At 73.9% G+C, this 20,076-nt stretch carries 19 protein-coding genes and 1 tRNA gene; 9 read left to right on the forward strand and 11 right to left on the reverse strand.

Translation table 11 applies throughout. The features are described from left to right. Window positions 1-201: 201 nt before the first annotated feature. From ACFV0O_RS13740 to ACFV0O_RS13750, 3 genes are all read right to left on the reverse strand, one after another. On the reverse strand, window positions 202-1,038 hold the full coding sequence (locus ACFV0O_RS13740) for an NDP-sugar synthase (RefSeq protein ID WP_380340705.1): 837 nt from the start codon (window positions 1,036-1,038) through the stop codon (window positions 202-204). Between the two features lie 99 nt (window positions 1,039-1,137). Then, window positions 1,138-1,581, reverse strand: coding sequence for a hypothetical protein (locus ACFV0O_RS13745; protein ID WP_360252734.1), 444 nt, complete (start codon window positions 1,579-1,581; stop codon window positions 1,138-1,140). A gap of 244 nt (window positions 1,582-1,825) precedes the next feature. Continuing rightward, on the reverse strand, window positions 1,826-2,923 hold the full coding sequence (locus ACFV0O_RS13750) for an ABC transporter ATP-binding protein (protein ID WP_380340709.1): 1,098 nt from the start codon (window positions 2,921-2,923) through the stop codon (window positions 1,826-1,828). Between the two features lie 285 nt (window positions 2,924-3,208). Here ACFV0O_RS13750 and ACFV0O_RS13755 point away from each other — a divergent pair. After that, window positions 3,209-3,282: transfer RNA gene (locus tag ACFV0O_RS13755), tRNA-Thr, on the forward strand. Window positions 3,283-3,592: 310 nt separating this feature from the next. Here the strand turns inward: ACFV0O_RS13755 and ACFV0O_RS13760 are convergent. From ACFV0O_RS13760 to ACFV0O_RS13790, 7 genes are all read right to left on the reverse strand, one after another. Next, window positions 3,593-4,381, reverse strand: coding sequence for a hypothetical protein (locus tag ACFV0O_RS13760; RefSeq protein WP_380340712.1), 789 nt, complete (start codon window positions 4,379-4,381; stop codon window positions 3,593-3,595). Between the two features lie 28 nt (window positions 4,382-4,409). Next, a complete protein-coding gene (locus ACFV0O_RS13765; protein WP_380340715.1) occupies window positions 4,410-4,967 on the reverse strand; it encodes a hypothetical protein in 558 nt (185 codons plus the stop codon). 161 nt (window positions 4,968-5,128) lie between these two features. After that, window positions 5,129-6,334 (reverse strand): sensor histidine kinase, encoded by a 1,206-nt coding sequence (locus ACFV0O_RS13770; protein ID WP_380340718.1) that lies wholly within the window; start codon window positions 6,332-6,334, stop codon window positions 5,129-5,131. Continuing rightward, window positions 6,331-7,230: a response regulator gene (locus tag ACFV0O_RS13775; protein WP_380340721.1), complete on the reverse strand. Its 900-nt coding sequence runs from the start codon at window positions 7,228-7,230 to the stop codon at window positions 6,331-6,333. The genes ACFV0O_RS13770 and ACFV0O_RS13775 overlap by 4 nt, the downstream gene beginning before the upstream one ends. Then, a complete protein-coding gene (locus tag ACFV0O_RS13780) occupies window positions 7,227-8,057 on the reverse strand; it encodes a hypothetical protein (RefSeq protein ID WP_380340724.1) in 831 nt (276 codons plus the stop codon). The genes ACFV0O_RS13775 and ACFV0O_RS13780 overlap by 4 nt, the downstream gene beginning before the upstream one ends. 228 nt (window positions 8,058-8,285) lie before the next feature. Continuing rightward, a complete protein-coding gene (locus ACFV0O_RS13785; protein ID WP_380340728.1) occupies window positions 8,286-9,236 on the reverse strand; it encodes a class F sortase in 951 nt (316 codons plus the stop codon). Next, window positions 9,223-9,672 carry a sortase-dependent protein gene (locus ACFV0O_RS13790; RefSeq protein ID WP_380340731.1) on the reverse strand — a complete coding sequence of 150 codons (450 nt, stop codon included), beginning with the start codon at window positions 9,670-9,672 and terminating at the stop codon, window positions 9,223-9,225. The genes ACFV0O_RS13785 and ACFV0O_RS13790 overlap by 14 nt, the downstream gene beginning before the upstream one ends. A gap of 525 nt (window positions 9,673-10,197) precedes the next feature. On the opposite strand from ACFV0O_RS13790, the gene ACFV0O_RS13795 reads away from it, so the two are divergent. From ACFV0O_RS13795 to ACFV0O_RS13805, 3 genes are all read left to right on the forward strand, one after another. Beyond that, window positions 10,198-10,329 carry a hypothetical protein gene (locus ACFV0O_RS13795; RefSeq protein ID WP_360252756.1) on the forward strand — a complete coding sequence of 44 codons (132 nt, stop codon included), beginning with the start codon at window positions 10,198-10,200 and terminating at the stop codon, window positions 10,327-10,329. Window positions 10,330-10,398: 69 nt separating this feature from the next. Next, window positions 10,399-12,246: an ABC transporter ATP-binding protein gene (locus ACFV0O_RS13800; RefSeq protein ID WP_380340735.1), complete on the forward strand. Its 1,848-nt coding sequence runs from the start codon at window positions 10,399-10,401 to the stop codon at window positions 12,244-12,246. Further along, window positions 12,243-13,256, forward strand: coding sequence for a serine/threonine-protein kinase (locus ACFV0O_RS13805; protein ID WP_380340738.1), 1,014 nt, complete (start codon window positions 12,243-12,245; stop codon window positions 13,254-13,256). The genes ACFV0O_RS13800 and ACFV0O_RS13805 overlap by 4 nt, the downstream gene beginning before the upstream one ends. Before the next feature lie 35 nt (window positions 13,257-13,291). Here the strand turns inward: ACFV0O_RS13805 and ACFV0O_RS13810 are convergent, their stop codons facing one another. Continuing rightward, entirely contained in the window at window positions 13,292-14,101 is an 810-nt protein-coding gene (locus ACFV0O_RS13810) for a hypothetical protein (protein ID WP_380340741.1), read from the reverse strand. A gap of 203 nt (window positions 14,102-14,304) precedes the next feature. Between ACFV0O_RS13810 and ACFV0O_RS13815 the strand changes: the two genes are divergently transcribed. The 5 genes from ACFV0O_RS13815 to ACFV0O_RS13835 all read left to right on the forward strand — a co-directional run bounded on the left by ACFV0O_RS13815 (window position 14,305) and on the right by ACFV0O_RS13835 (window position 19,816). Next, on the forward strand, window positions 14,305-15,573 hold the full coding sequence (locus ACFV0O_RS13815; protein ID WP_380340744.1) for an MFS transporter: 1,269 nt from the start codon (window positions 14,305-14,307) through the stop codon (window positions 15,571-15,573). Window positions 15,574-15,756: 183 nt separating this feature from the next. Beyond that, window positions 15,757-15,990 (forward strand): hypothetical protein, encoded by a 234-nt coding sequence (locus tag ACFV0O_RS13820; RefSeq protein WP_380340747.1) that lies wholly within the window; start codon window positions 15,757-15,759, stop codon window positions 15,988-15,990. Between the two features lie 257 nt (window positions 15,991-16,247). Next, a complete protein-coding gene (locus ACFV0O_RS13825) occupies window positions 16,248-16,793 on the forward strand; it encodes a methylated-DNA--[protein]-cysteine S-methyltransferase (RefSeq protein WP_380340750.1) in 546 nt (181 codons plus the stop codon). A gap of 308 nt (window positions 16,794-17,101) precedes the next feature. Beyond that, entirely contained in the window at window positions 17,102-18,520 is a 1,419-nt protein-coding gene (locus ACFV0O_RS13830; RefSeq protein WP_380340753.1) for a family 2B encapsulin nanocompartment shell protein, read from the forward strand. Between the two features lie 246 nt (window positions 18,521-18,766). Continuing rightward, window positions 18,767-19,816: a family 2 encapsulin nanocompartment cargo protein polyprenyl transferase gene (locus ACFV0O_RS13835; protein WP_360252780.1), complete on the forward strand. Its 1,050-nt coding sequence runs from the start codon at window positions 18,767-18,769 to the stop codon at window positions 19,814-19,816. Window positions 19,817-20,076 lie beyond the last annotated feature (260 nt).

Genomic DNA, 20,076 nt, shown 5'->3' on the forward strand with positions numbered 1-20,076 from the left:
CCCCGCCCCGGGTGGGGGGGGGCCGCCCCCCCGGTCTGGGCGGGGTGCTGCGGGGGGCCCCCCCCGGCCGATCCGTCGTTGTCCGTCGCTGTTGTCCGTCGGCGCTGCCCGTCGCTGTTTGTTGCTGTTGTCCGTCGGCGGGGTGCCACGGGGCTGCGGGAGCCTACGGGGCCGCGGAGGCCGCAGGGGCGGCCGGGGGCGTCACCGCGGCGTGTGGCCGGCTCCGGCGGCGAGTTCCTTGGCGGCCTCGGTGAGGTCCTTGGCGGTGTCGATCGCGCGCCAGTACACGCCCTGCGGCAGCTGGTAGCCCGCCAGCCGCTTGCTGCGGGCGAGTTGGGGGAAGGTGGTGCGCTCGTGGTCGCCCACGTCCGGCAGCAGCTCGGCGAACTCCGGGCTGAAGACGTACAGGCCGGCGTTGATCAGGAAGGGCGAGGGCGGCGCCTCGATGAAGTCCAGCACGTTGCCGAACTGGTCGGTCTCCACCGCGCCCCACGGGATCCGCGGCCGGGCCAGCGCGAGCGTCGCGACGGCGTCCCGCTCGTGGTGGAAGGCGGCCATCTCCCGCAGGCTGAAGCGGGTCCAGATGTCGCCGTTGGTGGCGTACCAGGGCTCGTCCGGGCGGGGCAGCGCCTTGGCCGCGTACTTCAGCCCGCCACCGCGCCCGAGCGGCTCCGCCTCGACCACCGTGCGCACCCGCAGCGGCAGGTCCGTCGTGGCCAGCCACTCCTCCAGCACGTCGGCCAGGTGCCCGCAGGACACCACCACGTCGGTGACGCCCTCGGCGGCGAGCCAGGCCAGCTGGTGGCCGAGGATCGGCGTGCCCGTCCCCGGGATCTCGACCAGTGGCTTCGGCCGGTCGTCCGTGTAGGGCCGCAGCCGGGAGCCCTGGCCGCCGGCCAGGATGACCGCCTGGGTCACCGGCGTCGACGTCGGCCGGGGCGGGTGGGACTGCGGGGCGGTCCGGGCCAGGGAAGAGCCCTGGGACTGCGGGGAGTTCGGGGACGCGAGGTCGGCGGTGGGGCCGGAGTCAGCGGTCATGCCTGAACAATAGGGCCGCCACCCCGGGCCAGGACCGGTTCCGGGCCCGCCGTCGAACTCCCGCCCGCGGGGCGGCGAGGACGGGCCCCGGCGTCGGCGTCAGCCCACCACACCCGCCGCGAACGCGCCGTCGCAGACCGGGCGGGCGAAGGACCGGGCCCGCTGGACGTCGCCCTGGTACTTGCGCACCGCCGCCTTGCCCAACTCGGTGGCCAGCGAACTGCAGTACGGCGTCAGCGAGGGCTGCTCGCGCATCGAACGCTCCAGCAGGTCCAGCGCGGCGGACGGGTTCTTCGCACGCAACTCGTCCAGCAGGGCGACCCGCAGGGACTCCTGCGGGGCGAGCCCGTCGGCGGACCTGGTCGAGGTGTCGGAACGCCCGATCCCGGCGCCGTCACCGCTGGACGCCGCCACGACCTGCTGGTCGAGCCCGGTCGGCGGGGCCCACGGGACCCTGGTCACGGCGAGGGTGCCGGTGGTCACCAGGACGACGGGCAGGGTCAGGGCGACGGTCTGGCCGATACGGCGCACAAGCTGCTTCACCCTCAGGAGAGTAGCGGTGGGTACGGGCGAGATTGCCCTCCGTTACACCATCGAGTGACACGCTGTCCTGGTTCGTCCCCACGCCGTGTTGACGCGTTGACGCGTTGACGCGGGACGCACGGCGGGAGCCCGCCGGACCGGGGAGGGTCCGACGGGCTCCGTTGCTTCGATGCCGGTGGCGGCGGCGATGCCGGTGATGGCAGCCGTGCCGGTTGTGGCGGGTGTGGCGGGTGTGGCGCCGGTGTCAGTCGCAGACGCTCAGGCGCTTGCCGGTGCCGGTCGCGAACACGTGGGTCTCGTTGGCGATCGGCACCACGTGGATGGTCTCGCCGCGGGCCGGGATCTGGCGGCCGGGAACGCGGACGACCAGGTCCTTGTCCTCGCCGCCGATCTTGGTGGTGCCGTAGACGAAGCCGTCCGAGCCGAGCTCCTCGACCACGTTCACGGTCACCGCGACGCCCTCGATGCCGCCCGCCGGGACGATCTCGAAGTGCTCGGGGCGGACACCGACGGTCACCGTCTTGTCGGAACCGGCGCCGGCCAGGTTCTCGCGCGAGATGTTGACGACCGAGCCGCCGAACTTCACGCCGCCGTCCACCAGCGGCACCTCGACCAGGTTCATGGCCGGCGAGCCGATGAAGCCGGCCACGAACAGGTTGGCGGGCTTGTCGTACATGTTGCGGGGGGTGTCGACCTGCTGCAGCAGACCGTCCTTGAGCACCGCGACCCGGTCGCCCATGGTGAGCGCCTCGGTCTGGTCGTGGGTGACGTACACCGTGGTGATGCCCAGGCGGCGCTGCAGGCCGGCGATCTGGGTACGGGTCGAGACACGGAGCTTGGCGTCCAGGTTCGACAGCGGCTCGTCCATCAGGAAGACCTGCGGCTGGCGGACGATCGCGCGGCCCATCGCGACGCGCTGGCGCTGACCGCCGGAGAGCGCCTTCGGCTTGCGGTCCAGGTACTCGGTGAGGTCGAGGATCTTCGCCGCCTCCTCGACCTTGGTCCGGATCTCCGCCTTGTTCACGCCGGCGATCTTGAGCGCGAAGCCCATGTTTTCGGCGACGGTCATGTGCGGGTACAGCGCGTAGTTCTGGAACACCATGGCGATGTCCCGGTCCTTCGGCGGCAGGTGGGTGACGTCCCGGTCGCCGATCCGGATCGCGCCGGAGTTGACGTCCTCCAGACCGGCCAGCATGCGCAGGCTGGTCGACTTGCCGCAGCCCGACGGGCCGACCAGCACGAGGAACTCGCCGTCCGCGATCTCCAGATCCAGCGCGTCCACCGAGGGCTTGTCCGCCCCGGGGTAGATGCGGGTCGCCTGGTCGTACGTGACAGAAGCCATGGTTGTTGCTCTCCTTCACCGGCAGGAACGTGCCGGACGATCCGAGTAAAGGGGTGTGTGGTTCTCGCTCCGTCGCCCCGTCAGTGGTCTGAACCACTACACGAACCGACTCCCGGCGACGCTACCTGCGCTTCCGCGGCTTGTCAGCCCCCCACCGACCCGATTTCGGCATCGGTTCCATCACGCCCACCCGCCCCACCAACCCCCGGATATCCCACCACCCCGCCACCCCGGCCCGGTAGACTGCCCCCGGTGCCGCCGTGATCCGTCGCGGACGGCCACCGTGCCTCCTTAGCTCAGCTGGCCAGAGCACCGCTCTTGTAAAGCGGGGGTCGTCGGTTCGAACCCGACAGGGGGCTCAGCACACCACCCCGGATGAGCTGCAGGTTTGGCCTTCTGGGGGCTTTGCCAACGGCCTCGGACTTCTCGTCCGAGGCCGTTTGCGTGAGCTGGATGGTCTGAACGCTCTGATCGGCTTGGCGTCGACCGGGCACCTGTGCACGGCCCTGTTCGCCCGGGGGGAACGAGTCGGGTCGCTGCCTCCGAGATCGCCGGGTCGGCCTGCGGCAGCGGGCCTGCCCGGCCTGCCCCCTTGAGACGGAGCACGTCGGCAGGGCGGATATCCCAGGGGCCGCCCGACGCGCTGACCTCGACCGGGGGCGGGGCCGGTCATCCGGTGATCGCGGAGAGCCGCCTTCGCAGGGGCTCCTCGAGGTCGAGGTTGTCGCCTCGAGTAGTGGCCTGCAGCAGTTCAGTGATGACGGCCAGTTCAGCGAACTGCCCGGCTGGCGTGTCGAGGATATGGGCGAGCTGCTGACGGAGCTGGGTGGCGGTGTCCGGCACGAGGAGGCTGTACGAGTACAACACCGCTGCGTCGTACCCGGCAGGCGCGGCGCCCCAGCCTTCCCAGTCGAGGACCGTGAGAGTTGGGCCCGTGAGGTTGGCCCAGTGCAGGTCACCGTGAGCCGTCGTCCAGGCAGGCACCGTCGTGACGATCGGGATGCCCAGGTACTGGGGCATGGCGCGGTTCAGGTATTCCTGCCGGACCGCCACCCGGTCGCTGGGAACGGTGGCAATGGCGTCGAGGGCGGTGCTGAGCGAGTCCCACCAGGCGTCGTCCAGGTCGGGTGCTTCCCGAAGGATCGGCTCGTGGGTAGCGATGGTCGAGGCAGTGATCTTGTCGTACAGCTCCGCCAGGTAGCCGTGCTCGCCCTCGGTCCAGGTTTGCCGCTCCCGCAGGCGCGGCCTGGGGACCGCAGGAGGCATGAGCCGTTCTGCCTCCTGCGGTCCCTCCCAGAGCTTCCCGCCGGCCTTGTCGGCCGGGGCGGACACCAGGCGGAGCCAGCCCTCGCCGGACGCCGTGGCAACCGGGCGGCTGAGGGTACGACCGCGCCAGCCCCACGCTTCGCGGGAGCCGACTGGCGTCGCGTCGAGCGCCGTTGCTGCTGTGGCGTGCATCCCGCGCATCCGCCTGGCGGTGTCCGGCTCAGGTTCCGAGTACATCAACGACCCTTCGGAGTACGTCCGGAGACAACGGCGGTCGGCCGACGGCTTCGGCGGCTTGCCTCCAGTGTTCCGGGTTCCCCGTCGACAGGAGCACGCGCTTCACCCCTGGGGCTGAGGCCACGACGGCGAGGGCGGTCTGGGCAGGGGTCTTGCCGGGGTTGATCAGCTCGGACAGTTCAGGGGTCACCATGCCGGGGATCTCGCCGCCGTGGAGCGGGGCGGAGGCGAACACCTCCAGTCCCGCAGCCAGGGCATCGGCCAACGGGCCGTGACCGTCGAGAGCCTGGGCGACGGGCGCGAGGTGGACGAGGGAGACCGGGAGCTGGATGGCCCACAGGTGATGATTCGGCCCGCCCGCCTTGGTCGCGAGTTCGACCAGCGTTGGTACGTCGAAGAGGCCGCTGCTGAAGCCGTGCCAGGTCGCCACTCCGTAGGCGCCGATGATCTGTTGGCTGTACGCCTCCTCCAGAGCCAGGAAGTTGACGTACAGCCGCTCCTTGCCGGGCACGCGCCACAGCTTGGCCACCGGCTCCGTCACGTGTCCCCTCCTGCGTGGCCTCCCGGCCGGGATGAGCATGCCCACGCACCGAGCGGTGGGAACGCGAAGCCCCGGCCGGCCGGGCCGGTTGGCGCGGCGGCAGCGGTGATGTGGTGAGGGAGGAGGGCAGGGGGCGTGGGTGCGGGCGGGCCGGGCGGGTGTCAGTCCGGGGGGAGGCTGAGGGTGGCGAGGGCGCCGCCGGTGGGGTGGTTGGTGAAGGTGAGGGTGGCGCCGATGACGCGGGTGTGGCCGGTGGCGATGGTGAGGCCGAGGCCGTGGCCGCGGCCGCGTTCGGGGATGTTGGTGCGGAAGCGCTGGGGGCCGTGCCGGAGCAGGTCGTCGGGGTAGCCGGGGCCGTGGTCGCGGACGGTGATGCGGTGGCCGTCGACGTGGACGTGGACCGGGGCGGCGCCGTGGCGGTGGGCGTTGAGGATCAGGTTGCCGAGGATGCGGTCGAGCCGGCGCAGGTCGGTGCGGACCCGGAGGTCGGCGGCGACCTCGACGGTGACGTCCAGCCCGGTGAGGGTGACGGTGCGCCGCACCGCGCGTTCCAGGGGGACGGCGGAGAGGTCGGGGGACTCGGCGTCGGCGTCGAGGCGGGAGACCTCCAGGAGGTCCTCGACCAGGCCGCGCAGGGCCTGGACCCGGTTCTGGACGAGCTGGGTGGGGCGGCCGGGCGGCAGGAGTTCGGCGGCGGTGACCAGGCCGGTGAGCGGGGTGCGTAGTTCGTGGGCGACGTCCGCGGTGAAGCGCTGCTCGTCGGCCAGTCGGCGGTGCAGGGTGCGGGACATCAGGTCGACGGCGGCGGCGAGGTCGGCGACCTCGTCCTTGCCGTCGACGAGTTCGCCGATCCGGGTGTCGGTCCCGCCGGCGGCGATTCCCCGGGCGGCGGTGGCGGCGGTGCGCAGGCGGCGGCTGATGCGGTCGGCGACGAGGACGCCGACCAGCACGGTGGTGAAGACCGCGGCGATGACGGTGAGCAGGATGATCCGGTCGAGGTCGGCGATGGCCTGCCGGTCCTGGGTGAAGTCCAGCCGGACGGAGAGCACACCGCTCAGGACCGGGCCGGCCGCCCACATCGACTCGCCCTTGCCGTCGGTCGCGAGCATCGAGCCCTGCCGGCCGCCGGCGGCGAGGGCGCGCAGCCGCTCGGGCAGCGCCGGGTCGTTGACGGCTGCGCCGCGGCCGGCCGGTTCGGGGCTGAGCTTGTAGCCGTCCTGGGCCGAGGCGAGGGCGGTGAGGGCGGCGGAGCGGGCCTGTTCGACGTGCTGACGGATCATCGCCTGGTGGACCAGCAGGCCGACGGCCACCGCGACCAGGACGGAGACGGCGGCGACGGCGGTGGCGATCTGGCGGCGCAGGGTCATGCGGGGCGCCGCAGCTTGTAGCCGAACCCGCGGACGGTTTCGATCCGGCCGGAGCCGATCTTGGCGCGCAGCCGTTGTACGTGGACGTCCACGACCCGGGTGTCGGCGCCCCACTCGTAGTCCCAGACCCGTTCGAGCAGGGTGGAGCGCTCCATGACGATGCCGGGGGCGGCGGTGAACTCCAGCAGCAGCCGCAGCTCGGTGGGGGTCAGCGGGACGAGGTGGCCGTCGACCCGCACCTCCATGCTGTCGGTGTCCACCTGGAGGCCGTCGAAGCTGCGGACCGCCGGGGAGGGCCGGGGGGAGGTGGATGACGGGGATGACGGGGACGCCAGGGCGGGAGCGGTGGGAGCGGTGGGAGCGGTGGGAGGGGACTGCAGGAGGGACGGGGACTGCAGGAAGGGCTGGGACGGCGAGGGGGACGGGGACGGTGCGGCCGGGGCGGACGCGTCGGCCGGGACCTCGGACGGCGGCGCCCCGGCGGTGGCCGCCGGGGCGACCGGGACGCGCCGCAGCACGGTACGGATCCGGGCGACCAGCACGGCGCTCTCGAAAGGCTTGACGACGTAGTCGTCCGCACCGGCCTCCAGCCCGGACACGACGTCCACCGGGTCGGTGCGCGCCGACATCATCAGGATCGGCAGCTGGCTCTCCTCGCGGATCCGGCGGCAGAGGCCGACCCCGTCGAGCAGCGGCAGCATGACGTCCAGCAGGAGCAGGTCGGGCCGGACGGCGCGGAAGGCCTCCAGCCCCTCCAGGCCGTCGGCGGCCGTGCTGACCGGGAAGCCGTATCGCTCCAGGGCCATCCGGGTGGCCTCGCGGATCACCTCGTCGTCCTCGACCAGGAGGATGTGCGGCTGGGCGGGGGCGGCGGCGGGGTACGTCGCGGGGGTCATCGCTTCGGCTCCGGGGACACGGCGGGGGCGGAGGGCTGGGAGGTCGGTCGGGGCGCGCGGGGGGTCGGGACGGCCCCGGCGGCGGTCGCGGTCGGAGGGGAAGCCGGTGCGGCGGACTTGACGGCGGCGTTGGGCGGGGCGGGGTCCGGGCCGGTGGGCGGCAGCACGCCGAGGCCCTCGTCCTTCCGCTCCAGCAGGACCAGTCTGGCGCCGTCCCATTGGTAGTGGCTGCTGGTCCGGACGTAGAGGCCGTTCGACTCGTACAGCCACAGGTCGGAGCCGATGGTCTCGGCGCTGAAGGTCCGTTGGACCTGGACCCGCAGGACGGGCAGGAGACGGTCCTTGTCGGGGGTGTAGACGTGCAGCACCACCGAGCCGGGGGTGATGACGGCGGTGATCAGCGAGAGCCTGCCGTCCCGGGTGAGGTCGCGGAACTCGGGAGTGCGGACCTCGCAGCCGCTGCAGGGGTCGAGGGCGGACCGCTCCTCCGCGGTCACCGCCGGGTCCTTGGCGAGGACGGTCCGGGGGTCGACCGCCGTGATGTCCTGTCCGGTGACGGTCACGCCGGGCACGGGCTGCGGCGGCGGCTGGGTGGCGCCACCGCCGGTGGCGGGCTGGACCGGGGCCGGTGAGGCGTTCAGGTTCGGCCAGAGCGCCTGGGGGACGGGCGGTGGCGTGACTGTCGGGACCGGGCCCTGGTCCTGCAGACCACCGGGGGTGGACCGGCCGAAGGCCAGCGCGGCGAGGGCGAGGAGGACGAGCAGGCCGACCAGGGCCGCCACGGGGACGGCGCCGGGTCGGCGGCGGGGTGCGGGTGGTGCTGCCACGGTCGCTGCTCGTCCTCCTGATCTGTGGTGGTGCGGCGGGCCGGCGGCTCCGGCGGGGGCCCGTGCGCGACTCCTCCGCCGCCGCCCGACCGACCGGGCCCTGCTGGTAGGTCGTGCGGACGGCGGTCGGGGGTTCCCCGGCGGACCGATCAGGGCGGCTCGGGAGGCGTCGGGCCGGCTCGGGAGCCGCCGGCCCGGTCAGGAGCAGCCGGTCCGGGGCGGGAGGACTCAGGCCGGGTCGGCCAGCACGATGATGTTGTCCGTCCAGTGGCCGTCCGAGCCGATCTGCCCGCCGCAGGTGATCAGCCGCAGCGCGGGTGCGGGCGTGTTGCCGTAGACCTGTTCGGTGGGGAAGCCGTCCTTGGCGGCCTGGAGCAGTGTACGGACCTTGAAGTCCACGGTGCTGCCGTCCGCCCGCCGGACCCGGACGAGCTCGCCGGGCCGCAGTTTCGGCAGCTGCCGGAAGACCGCGGGGCCGTGCACGGTGTCGTAGTGCCCGATCAGGACGGCCGGCCCGGTCTCGCCCGGGGTCGGGCCGTTGCGGTACCAGCCGACCTCGTCGCCCCGGTCGGCCGGCGGCACCTGCACGGTGCCGTCGGCGTTCAGCCCGAGGTCGGTCACCGGCGCGTCCACTCCGACGGAGGGGATGAGCAGGCGCGTCGGCGGGGACGGCGGGACGGGCTTCTCGGCGGTGGTCGCCGGGCCGCCGGTCGGTCCGGTGGTCCCGCCGGCCGTTGCGGCCGGCGGGGTGTCGGCGGTGCTGCTGCCGTGTCCCGAGGCCTCGATCCGCACCACGGGGGTCTCCCGGCCGGACAGCGCCAGTGAGACGCCGAGCACCAGGCAGAGCAGGCCCGCCGTGCCGAAGGCGGTCCGGCGCAGGCGGCTCGGGCCGGGGTCGGCGGCGCGGCGCCGTCCGCGTCGTCCGCGCCGGTGTCCCGGGCCGGGGGCGGGTCGGCCGTCGTGCGTGCGGCTGCCCTGCGTGTGGCCGTCGTGCGTGCGGCCGTCGTGCGTGCGGCCGTCGTACGTGGGGCCGTCGTACGTGGGGTCGATGTGCGTGCGGCCGTGGCCGATGGTCCCCGCCGTCGGGGCGGCCCCGGCGCCGTTCCCCCCACTGGCCAGGTGCGGGGGAGCGGCGCCGGGGTGCCCGGCGGACTCGGGACCGGTGTCAGCCGCGCGCACCGGAGCGGCGGCGCAGGACGGCGAAGCCCAGCGCGCCGGCGCCGACGGCCGCGACGGCGCCGCCGCCCGCGAGCATCAGGCCGGAGCTGTCGGAGGCACCGGAGCCGTCGCCGGCCTGCGCGGCGCCCTTCGGCACCTCACGGACCTGCGGCTGGCTGCCGTTGGGGGCCTGCGGCGCGGCCGGGGCGGCGGCCTTCGGGTCGGCCGGGGTCGCGGTGGCGGTCTTCACGGCCGGGGCGGCGGCCTTCGGGTCGGCCGGGGTCGGCGTGGCGGGCGACGTGGCGGCGGCGCCCGCAGCCGGCGAGGCGACGGGCTTCGGCGCGCCGTCGGCCCAGGCCTGTCCGCCGGTCATGGCGGTCAGCAGCGCGGCCCCGGTGAGGGCGCAGACCGCCAGGACGCGGCGGGCGGGCGAGCGATCGGTACGGCTCCTGCTCATGCTGTGGTCTCCATCTGCATCGGTGGTACGTCGGTACGTCGGTCTTCGGTTCGGTCGATCGCGTCACGCGCGGCTTCGCGGATCGTGTCGCCCGGGGACGGCGCGGATCGCGTGATGCGGCGTGGCGCGATGCGGTGCGGTCGCGGACGTTCGTCGTCGGCGCCGGACTCGTACGTCCTCGTCGCGGACGCCCCGGGCCGGTGGGGCCGGTCCGGTAGGTCCAGCCGGTCCGGCCGGGGCGTGGTGATGACGGTAGGAGGGCGGTGTCGCGGTCCTCGGCCGGTCGTGTCACGGCCGTCCATCGGCTGCGTAACAGCCGCTCCGCGGCACTGCCGCACTGCCGCACTGCCGCACCGCCGCTCCCCGACCCGCCGCCCGCCCCGCCCGACCGCCGCACCGCACCGCACGCTCGCACCGCCCCGTCGTCGCGAGCGGAGAACCGCCGCGGCTGCCGGTGAGCACCCCCGCCCCCCGGCGCGTACTTCCGGGTGGGGAATCGAGCAGATCTACGGAGAGGTGGTAGCGATGAGCATGCTGGCCAACCTGGTGCCGGCGCTGCGCCATCCGCGCAAGCGGACCGGGACCGGCAAGGAGACCAAGGACTCCAAGACGAACGACCGTCGTCGCCGCCGTCATGGAAGCAACTCGCGGCACTGACGGCTTCGCCGTCCTGTCAGGGCCGGGCCGTCCTCGGCCCGGCCACATCCCGTGGGCCGGAGCCGTACCGTGTGGTCGCTGAAGCGGTTGACGGCCGTCGACACGGGTGACGGCGACGGCCGGGTGGACCCGGTCGTCGCCCAGGCGCCGGCCGTCCCGCTGCTGCGGACGTTCGGGCGCTTCTGGCCGTACACCCGCGGTGGCCGCCGCTGGCTGGTCCTGTTGTTGGGGTTCGTCCTGCTCGGGCCGGTGGTCGACGCGGCCGCGATCTGGCTGTTCAAGGTCGTCGTCGACGACGTACTGGTGCCGCACAGGCTCGGGCTGTTCCTGCCGGTGGCGCTCGGCTACGCCGTGCTGGCGCTGGTGGCAGGGGGTCTGCGCTTCGCCGACGAGACGACCTCGACCTGGGTCAGCGAGCGCTTCCTGCTCGCCCTGCGCACGGACGTGTTCCGCCACCTCCAGGGCCTTTCCCTGGGGTTCTTCGAGCGGCGGCGGCTCGGTGACGTCCTGTCGCGGCTGACGTCGGACGTCGAGGCGGTCGAGACCTTCCTCCTCTCGGGCGTCCTCGACGTGGTCGCGTACGTCGCCGAGCTCGCCGTCTTCCTCGCGGTGCTGTTCTACCTGCGCTGGGACCTCGCCGCCGTGGCCCTCGTGGTCGCGCCGGTGTTCTGGTTCACGGCGCGACGCTTCTCGGTGCGGGTGAAGGCCGCGTCCCGGGAGCGGCGGCGGCGCAGCGGTTCGGTGAGCGCGCTCGCCGAGGAGACCCTGGACAACCTCGCGCTGGTGCAGGCGTACAACCGGCAGGACTGGGAGCAGGAACGGTTCCTCCGCGAGAGCCTGGCACGGTTCCGGGCGACCATGGCCGCGACCCGGCTGCGGGCGCTGTTCGCGCCGATCGTGGAACTGCTGGAGCTGGCCGGTGCGCTGATCGTGCTCGGGCTGGGCGCCTGGGAGCTCGCCCACGGCCGGCTGACGCTCGGCGAACTCCTCGTCTTCGTCACCCTGCTGAGCCGGCTGTACAGCCCGATCCGGGGGATCTCACGGCTCAGCAACGGCTTCTACTCCGCCTCGGCCGCTGCCGAGCGGATCATCGAACTGCTCGACCAGCAGCCGCAGGTGGCCGACCCGCCGGCCCCGCTGCGTCCCGCCGGGATCCGCGGCGCGGTCGCCTTCGACAGGGTGTGGTTCCGCTACCCGGGCACGACCCGGGTGGCGCTGTTCGACGTGTCCTTCCGCGCCGAGCCGGGCGAGACGGTCGCCCTCGTGGGAGCGAGCGGGGCGGGCAAGTCGACGATCGCCAAGCTGCTGCTGCGCTTCTACGACCCGGAGCGCGGCGCCGTCCGCCTCGACGGCCTCGACCTGCGCGAACTCGCCCTCGCCGACCTGCGGGAACACATCGCGGTCCTGCTGCAGGAGACCCTGGTGATCCACGGCACCGTCCGGGAGAACATCGCCTACGGGCGGCCCGGCGCGACCGACGCCCGGATCGTCGCGGCCGCGAAGGCCGCCGACGCGCACGAGTTCGTCAGCCGGCTGCCGGACGGGTACGACACGCTCGTCGGTCGGCAGGGCGGCATGCTCTCCGGCGGGCAGCGGCAGCGGATCGCGATCGCCCGGGCGATGGTCCGGGACGCGCCCGTCCTGCTGCTGGACGAGCCGACCGCCGGGCTGGACGCGGAGTCCGGACGGCGGATCCTGGAGCCGCTCCGGCGGCTGATGAGCGGTCGGACGACGATCATCATCTCGCACGACCTGCTGACCGTGCGGGACGCGGACCGGATCGTGCTGCTCCGCGGCAGCTGCGTCGCCGCCTGCGGCACCCACGAGGAACTGCTGGCCCGCGACGACGGCTACGCCCGGCTCGACCGGCTGCACCGGCCGCCGGTCCGGGAGGCGGCCAGGGAGGTGGCCCGATGAGCCCCCGCCGACCCTCCACCGCCCGTCGGCCGTTGCCCGACCGCGAGCCGCCGCCCGACCGCGAGCCGCCGCCCGACCGCGAGCCGCCGCCCGACCGCGAGCCGTTCTCGGACCGGCAGCCCTCCCCGGCCAGGCCTTCCCCCGCCCGACCGCCGTCCCCTCCCCGACCGCCGTTCCCGGCAGGGGAGTTCATCGCCCCCGGCTACCAGGTCCTGGCCCACCTGTGCCGCACCGGCTGGCTCGACGTGTACGACTGCTGGAGCGAGGAACGGGACTGCCGCTGCGTGGTCAAGGTGCTCCGGCCCGACCGCCGTCGCGAACGGAGGCTGCGCGAGCGCCTGCTCCGCGAGGGCCGCTGGCTGACCGAGTTCACCCACCCGCACCTGGTGCGCGGCTACGGCACCGGCGAACGCCCGCAGCCGTACGCGGTGCTGGAGACCCTCACCGGCGAGACCCTCGCCCACCTGCTGGACACCCGACCGCGCCGTCCGGCCGCCGCCGACCTGGCCCTGCTCGGGCTCCACATCTGCTCGGCGACCCGCTACCTGCACGGGCAGGGCCTGCTGCACCTCGACCTCAAGCCCTCCAACATCGTGATCGACTGCCGCCGCGCCAAGGTGCTCGACCTCAGCATCGCCCGCCCCCCGGGCCCGGGCACCCCCGGCATCGGCACGGACGGCTACCTCGCCCCCGAACAGGCCACCGGCGGCCCGCTCACGGCGGCCACCGACGTCTGGGGCATCGGCATCACCCTCTACGAGGCCGCGACCGGCGAACTCCCCTTCGACGATGGGCCGTCGGGCCCCGCACCCCCGGTGTCCGCACGCCGCCGCCTGCCCCGCCCCTTCGCCGAGGCGATCGACGCCTGTCTGCGCCTCGACCCGGCCGCCCGGCCCGGCCTTCCCCGATTGGCGGCGCTGCTGGACGGTGTGCTCCCGTTCGGCCGCCGCGCGGTCCTGCCGGGGTCCGAGGATCCCGCTCACCCGGGAAGCGGCTCCACCGGGTGGTGACGGTCGTCGGTGATCGTCCGGGTGCCGCCGTGTGGTCACCGCCCGGCCCGCAGCTGCCGGAGGGTCCAGCCCGGGCCGATTGTGCCGCTGTGGGTGGTGAAGAGTTCGGCGGCTCGACGGTAGGAGAGGCGGGCGCGGCCGGTGTAGGGGCAGCGGTCGGGGGCGGGGGTGCCGGCGGGGGGGCGGCGGTCGGTGAGGAAGAGCGGGCCTTCGGTGCGGCCGGCGATGAGGAGGGGGAGGAGCCGGGCGGTGCCGGTCCGCCAGTGGAGGGGGGTGTGCCCGGGTCGGGTGCGGCGGCGGAGGAGGTCGAGGTGGTCGGTGTCCAGGGCCAGGACGGTCTCGATCGCGGCGCCGGACTCGTGCAGCAGGTGCCAGAGCGTCTGCTCGCGTAGCGGTGCGCGGAGGGCGAACAGCGCGTGCAGTTGGTCGGGGGTCAACGGGTCTGCCGCCGCGGCGGGTCGGGGTGCCGGGCGGGGGTGCAGGTCGGCGGTCGGGTCGTCGTCGATCCAGCCGCGGGCCCGCCACCAGGCCGCCGCGGCGCGCAGGGTGGAGAGTTCCCGGTTGAGGGTGCGCGGGTCGGTGTCGGCGGCGCGGTGGGCGACGGCGGCGCGGAGCCGGCCTACGGCGTCGGGGTGGTCGAGCAGGGCGAGCGGCAGGACGGGCGGTCGGGCGCGCCGCCGTGCGGGGCCGGTGGGGGCGGGCCGGTCGGCGAGCGCCCAGGCCCAGGTGTGCAGCGCGATCCGGTAGATCCGCCGGGAGCCCTCGGCGAGCCCGGAGGCGGCGAGGTAGCGCTCGACGGCGACGGCGTACTCGACCGGGGGGAGTCCTGTCGCGTTCTCTGTCACATTCGCCTTCTTCCGCAGTAAATCAATCGCCCGGAGTTCCCGTGGGAATATCCGCATTGCGCAGTAAACAGCAGGTGGAGGGCCATGGGAACCCCTGTTTACCGCGGTCGCCGGGCCAATTCGGAACATTGATGCCGGTGGACTCAGGTTTTTCCTCGGAAACCCTTGAATTCGACCTCCCCGGAACCCCAGACTTTCTGCTCATGGCAGTGGACATCGAACGGATCCCGGCCCGCCGACGGCGCCCGGGAGACCGGCTCGCCGTGCTGGGCGAGCGTGACTTCCGGTGGTTCTTCCTCGGGTACACGACCTCCCTCGTCGGCTCGTCGATGGCGCCGGTGGCGGTGGCCTTCGCGGTGCTCGACGGCGGTGGCGGCGGCACCGACCTGGGGTGGGTGATGGCGGCCCGGATCCTCCCCGTGGTGCTGGTGCTGCTGGCCGGCGGGGTGATCGCCGACCGGCTGGGCAGCCGGGGGGTGATGCTGGGGTCGGACGTCCTGCGCGGCTTGGTGCAGGCGCTGTTCGCCGGGCTGCTGGCGGCCGGGCACGCGCCGGTCTGGGCGATGGTGGGGCTGGTGGCGGTGTGGGGGCTCGGCGAGGGGCTGTTCATGCCGGCCTTCGGTGCGATCGTGCCCCGGCTGGTGCGCCGCGAGGAGTCGGTCGCGGACGCCAACACCCTGCTGGGGCTGTCCCGTTCGGTGTCGACGGTGGTCGGCCCGGCCGTGGCGGGCCTGGTGACCGCGACGCAGGGCCCGGCCGTGGTGCTGCTGGTCGACGCGGTGACGTACGGGGCCGGCGCCCTCGCGCTGGCCGGGCTGCGGCTGCCCGGGCGGGTGGTGGCCGACGGCGGCGAGTCGGTGCTCCGGGAGCTGCGGGCCGGTTGGTCGGAGTTCGCGGCCCGGCCGTGGCTGTGGATCACCACCGCGCAGATGGGCCTGTTCAACCTGCTGGTCTGGGCGCCGTTCCTGGTGCTCGGTCCGCTCACCGCGCAACGGGGTCTCGGCGGCGCCGGCGGCTGGGGCCTGGTGATGGGCGTGTACGGGGTCGGCGCGGTCCTGGGCGGACTGCTGATGCTCGGCCGCGTGCCCGCCCGTCCGCTCGCGGTGGCGTCCGTGGCCGCGCTGGGCTGGGCGCTGCCTTCCGGGGCGCTCGCGGCGGGGGCGTCGCTGCCCTGGGTGGCCGCCGGCGCGCTGGTGGCGGGGTTCGGCTCGGCGGTCTGCGGGACGCTCTACAGCTCGACGACGCAGAGGTGGGTGCCGGTGGAACTGCTCGGCCGGCTGACCTCGTTCGGCGTGCTCGGCTCCTTCGCCCTCGGCCCGCTCGGCCTGGCGGTGGCCGGCCCGCTGGCCGACCGGTTCGGCACGGACACCGTGCTGCTGCTCGGGGCGGTCTGGCAACTGGCTTCCGGGGCCGTAGTGTTGGGCATACCGGCCGTACGGAACCGCCGCTGGGACGAGGACCCGGAGGACTGACCGACCCCTCGGACGGCTCCGGGGCGCACCCCCGGCCCCCGGTGCGGCCCACCGCGCACCGCGCCCGGCCGGCCCCGGAGCGCAACCGGCTGCCCCACCCGCGCACGTACGCCTCCGCGGCGGGCGGGGCGGCCGACCCGGTCGTACGGTGGAGGGAGTGGGGGTGACGGAGGAGGTCGTCCAATGCCCGGTTCGCTCACCATCAGCCACCACGAATCCGCCGTATCCCTGGACCACACGGACGCCGAGCGGCTCGCCACCGTGCTCGCCGAAGTGGCCTACCTGCTGGAGATCCCGGGCCCGAACCGGATCAACGACGCGCAGCTCGCCCTCCTCTGCGAGGGCCGGAGGCCGGACCGCGCCGAACTGGCGCACTGGGCCCAGGCGCTCGCCACCCAGCTGAAGGGGCGGCTCTGATCGAAGCCGAAGCCGAAGCCGATGCCGCCGGGCCCGGGGTCGAAGCCGTCCGGCCAGTGCTCGGCGCCGCCCGGACCGGGGCCGATCGTGCCCGGGCCGGGCCTGTCGGTGCCCGGATCCGGGCCGGCCGCGTCCGGGCCGGTTCGGACCACGGCCGGCTCCACGGCGGCCCGCCGTACGATGGCGCGCGGGGCGGGGACGCCCCCCGGGTGCCGGGGTGGCCGGCGGCCGGTCCGGCGGAGGGTGGGGGCCCGAACGTGCCGCAGTCCTGGTCGATGTCCTGGCTGACCGTGCCGACGCCGCTGCCCAGCGGCCCGATGCACATCGCGGTGACCCCGCTCGGCGTGGCGGCGGCCGGTTACGGCGGGCGTGACGGCGAGGAGCCGCCGTGCACCGACGAGGCGAAGATCACCGCCGTCACCGAGCGGATCGGCGCCTACCTGGCGGGCCGCAGTCACGACTTGGGCCTGCCGATCGACTGGAGCCTGAGTTCCGGGCCGCACCGCACCGTGCTGCAGACGCTCTGGCGCGAGGTGCCGTACGGCCGGACCGTCACGTACGGCGAACTGGCCGCCCGCAGCGGGGTGTTCGGGGACGTCGCGGAGCCCGGCCTGGCCGCCCGGACGGTCGGGCAGATGATGGCCGCCAACCCCGTCGCCCTGCTGGTGCCCTGCCACCGGGTGGTGGCGGCGGACGGGATCGGCGGCTTCGGCGGCGGCCGGGTCGGGATCGACGTGAAGCGCTGGCTGCTCACCCTGGAGGGGGTGTTGGAGCCGACGCTCGACTGGGACGGGCCCCTGTAGCCCACCGCCGGTGCGGCCGGTGCGGCCGGGGTGGTCCGGTCGTCCGGTCCGGACGGTGGGCGGTTCTGTCAAGGGGCGGCGCGGCCGACGGGGTCGATGGGGGAAGATGGGTGCGGGAAGTCGATAAGTTCGAATAAATAGTCGAATGAATATCGATCAGGTGATCTACTCGTACTATTTGTTCGGTTATTCCAAATCACTCGTACGAGTGATTGCGGGCTGCCCGCGAATGGGCCCACCATGAAGCTGCAACACGAATGTGCAAGGCGACACTTCATCGGGTATCGGGTATGCGAAGGGCTCCCCTCATGTCGACCGAAACCAATGCCGGTATTCCTGCGCCCGGCGCGCAGACGGAGATCCGGCAGCAGCAGAGTCTGAGCACGGCGGGCGCGCGGAACCTCGCCACCACCACCAAGTCCGCGCCCCAGATGCAGGGCATCAGCCCGCGCTGGCTGCTCAGGAAGCTGCCGTGGGTGCAGGTGTCCGGCGGCACGTACCGGGTCAACCGCCGTCTGCGCTACTCCGTCGGTCGCGGCCGGGTGAGCTTCGTCAAGACCGGCGCCGAGGTGCGGATCGTCCCGCCGACGCTCGCCGAGGTGCCGGTGCTGCGCGGTTTCCAGGACGAGGCCGTCCTGGAGGAATTGGCCTCGCGCTTCGTGCAGCGGGAGTTCGGCCCCGGGGACGTCCTGGTCGAGGCCGGCACGCCGATCAGCGAGGTCTTCCTGATCGCGCACGGCAAGCTGGAGCGGATGGGCACCGGCAAGTACGGCGAGGAGACGGTCGTCGGCACCCTCGCCGACGGCGACCACCTCGGCGACGAGGCGCTCCAGCAGGAGGACGGCGCCTGGCCGTACACGGTCCGCGCCACGACCTCCGGCACCGTGATGGCGCTGTCCTGGCCGTCCTTCCAGGAACTGCACGACCGCTCCGAGGCGCTGCAGCTGCAGGTCATCGAGTACCTGAACGGCTTCCAGCAGGCGCAGAACAAGCACGGCGAGGCCGCGATCGACCTCTCCTCCGGTCACGCGGGCGAGTACGAGCTGCCCGGCGCCTTCGTGGACTACGAGTTGAAGCCGCGCGAGTACGAGCTGAGCGTCGCGCAGACCATCCTCAAGGTCCACTCCCGCGTCGCCGACCTCTACAACCAGCCGATGAACCAGACCGAGCACCAGCTGCGGCTGACCATCGAGGCCCTGCGCGAGCGCCAGGAGCACGAGCTGGTCAACAACCCCGAGTTCGGCCTGCTGGAGAACGCCGCGTACGACCAGCGGATCCAGACCCACTCCGGCCCGCCCACCCCGGACGACATGGACGAGCTGCTCAGCCGCCGCCGCAGCACCAAGATGTTCCTGGCCCACCCCAAGGCCATCGCCGCCTTCGGCCGGGAGCTCAACAAGCGTGGCATCAACCCGGGCACGGTCGAGGTCGAGGGCCGGCACGTCCTGTCCTGGCGCGGGGTGCCGGTCTTCCCGTGCAACAAGATCCCGATCGTCGGGCAGACCAGCTCGATCATCGCGATGCGGGTCGGCGAGGACAATCAGGGTGTCATCGGGCTGCACCAGACCGGAATTCCGGACGAGTACCAGCCGAGCCTTTCGGTGCGGTTCATGGGAATCGACGAAAAGGCCATCATTTCCTACCTGGTGAGCGCCTACTACTCCGCCGCGATCCTGGTCCCGGACGCGGTCGGCGTCCTGGAGAACGTGGACATCGCCCAGCGCTGACACCGCGGCAGGGCCGCTCGGAGATCCGCGCCGTCCGGCCGGAGGTGCACCGCACCCCGGCCGGCGGTGCGTGCCGGCCCGAGCCGGTGACGTGCCCCGCCCGTCCCGGCCGTGCCCCGTGCGAGCGGTCCCGACCCGGCGCCCGCCGACCCCGCGCCGGGACACCGCCCGACACCCACAGCGCGACCCCGGCCCCGCCCGTGCCGGGCCATCCACACGACAGGCGCCAAGAAGGGGGAGACACCCATGACGAGTCCCACGCTGGAACGGGACCACCGCGAGGGGAACGAGGCGGCCGACATCCTCGCCCGGGCCCGCGCGCTGGTCGACCCGGTCATGCGGGCCGCCGTCGATTCGCTGCCCGGCACGATGCGCAAGGTCGCCGGCTACCACTTCGGCTGGTGGGAGGCGGACGGTACGCCCGCCGCGGCCTCCTCCGGCAAGGCGATCCGGCCCGCCATGGTCCTCGCCGCCACCCAGGCCCTGGGCGGTGCGCCCGCCGAGGCAGCCGCCGCGGCCGCGGCGGTGGAGCTGGTGCACAACTTCACCCTGCTCCACGACGACGTCATCGACCGGGACGACACCCGGCGCCACCGGCCCACTGCCTGGCGGGTGTTCGGCACCACCGAGGCCATCCTGGCCGGGGACGCCATGCACTCCCTCGCCCTGCGCCTGCTCGCCGAGGACACCCACCCGGCCGCCCACGGTTCGATCCGTCGGCTCGCCGACTGCGTGGTCGAGCTCTGCGAGGGCCAGCAGATCGACTGCGCCTTCGAGCAGCGCAACGACGTCTCGCTGCCCGAGTGCCTGGCGATGGCGGAGGCCAAGACCGGTGCCCTGCTCGGCGCCGCCTGCGCGATGGGCGCCCTGTACGGGGGCGCGTCCGAGGAGACGGCGCAGGCCATGGACTGCTTCGGCCGGGAGATCGGCCTGGCGTTCCAGCTGATCGACGACCTGATCGGCATCTGGGGGGACCCGGCAGTGACCGGCAAGCCCGTCGGCGCGGACCTGGTGGCCCGGAAGAAGTCGCTGCCGGTGGTCGCGGCGCTGGGCTCCGGCACCGTCGAGGGCAAGCGGCTGGCCGAGCTGTACGCGATCGAACGCCAGCTGAGCCCCGAGGAGTTGGCGCAGTGCGCGGCGGCGGTCGAGGGTGCCGGTGGGCGCGGCTGGGCGCAGGGGCAGTCCTGCGAGCGGATGGCGGCGGCGATGGCGCAGCTGGCCACCGCCGTACCCGAGCCGTCCGCGGCCGACGAACTGCTGGCGCTCGCCGAACTGGTCACCCGCCGGACGCACTGAGCCCGGACGCCCCCAAGCCCGGACACGCCCGACGCACCAGCCCGGACACGCCCGACGCACCGGACACGTCGGTCGCGGCGGGCTCGGGCGCCCTGGGCCGGCCACCCGAGGGACGCCGTCAAGGAGTGGGGAGTGGGGGCCGCCGCCGTGCCCCACCCCCCGGCAGCGCGCCCCCGGTGCCGGGTGACCGGGCGCCCGGTGACCCCCGCCCGGCCCAACCCCCCCCCCGCGCGCCCCCCCGGACACGACCGCGAGACCGC

The organism is Kitasatospora sp. NPDC059577 (assembly GCF_042735475.1).
GTDB lineage: Bacteria > Actinomycetota > Actinomycetes > Streptomycetales > Streptomycetaceae > Kitasatospora.

Excerpts from the sequence above, each read along its gene's own strand:
- ACFV0O_RS13740 (WP_380340705.1), bottom strand. The coding sequence starts at position 1,038 with ATGACCGCTGACTCCGGCCCCACCGCCGACCTCGCGTCCCCGAACTCC.
- ACFV0O_RS13750 (WP_380340709.1), bottom strand. The coding sequence starts at position 2,923 with ATGGCTTCTGTCACGTACGACCAGGCGACCCGCATCTACCCCGGGGCG.
- ACFV0O_RS13760 (WP_380340712.1), bottom strand. The coding sequence starts at position 4,381 with ATGCACGCCACAGCAGCAACGGCGCTCGACGCGACGCCAGTCGGCTCC.
- ACFV0O_RS13770 (WP_380340718.1), bottom strand. The coding sequence starts at position 6,334 with ATGACCCTGCGCCGCCAGATCGCCACCGCCGTCGCCGCCGTCTCCGTC.
- ACFV0O_RS13775 (WP_380340721.1), bottom strand. The coding sequence starts at position 7,230 with ATGACCCCCGCGACGTACCCCGCCGCCGCCCCCGCCCAGCCGCACATC.
- ACFV0O_RS13790 (WP_380340731.1), bottom strand. The coding sequence starts at position 9,672 with ATGAGCAGGAGCCGTACCGATCGCTCGCCCGCCCGCCGCGTCCTGGCG.
- ACFV0O_RS13795 (WP_360252756.1), top strand. The coding sequence starts at position 10,198 with ATGAGCATGCTGGCCAACCTGGTGCCGGCGCTGCGCCATCCGCGCAAG.
- ACFV0O_RS13805 (WP_380340738.1), top strand. The coding sequence starts at position 12,243 with ATGAGCCCCCGCCGACCCTCCACCGCCCGTCGGCCGTTGCCCGACCGC.
- ACFV0O_RS13815 (WP_380340744.1), top strand. The coding sequence starts at position 14,305 with ATGGCAGTGGACATCGAACGGATCCCGGCCCGCCGACGGCGCCCGGGA.
- ACFV0O_RS13820 (WP_380340747.1), top strand. The coding sequence starts at position 15,757 with ATGCCCGGTTCGCTCACCATCAGCCACCACGAATCCGCCGTATCCCTG.
- ACFV0O_RS13830 (WP_380340753.1), top strand. The coding sequence starts at position 17,102 with ATGTCGACCGAAACCAATGCCGGTATTCCTGCGCCCGGCGCGCAGACG.
- ACFV0O_RS13835 (WP_360252780.1), top strand. The coding sequence starts at position 18,767 with ATGACGAGTCCCACGCTGGAACGGGACCACCGCGAGGGGAACGAGGCG.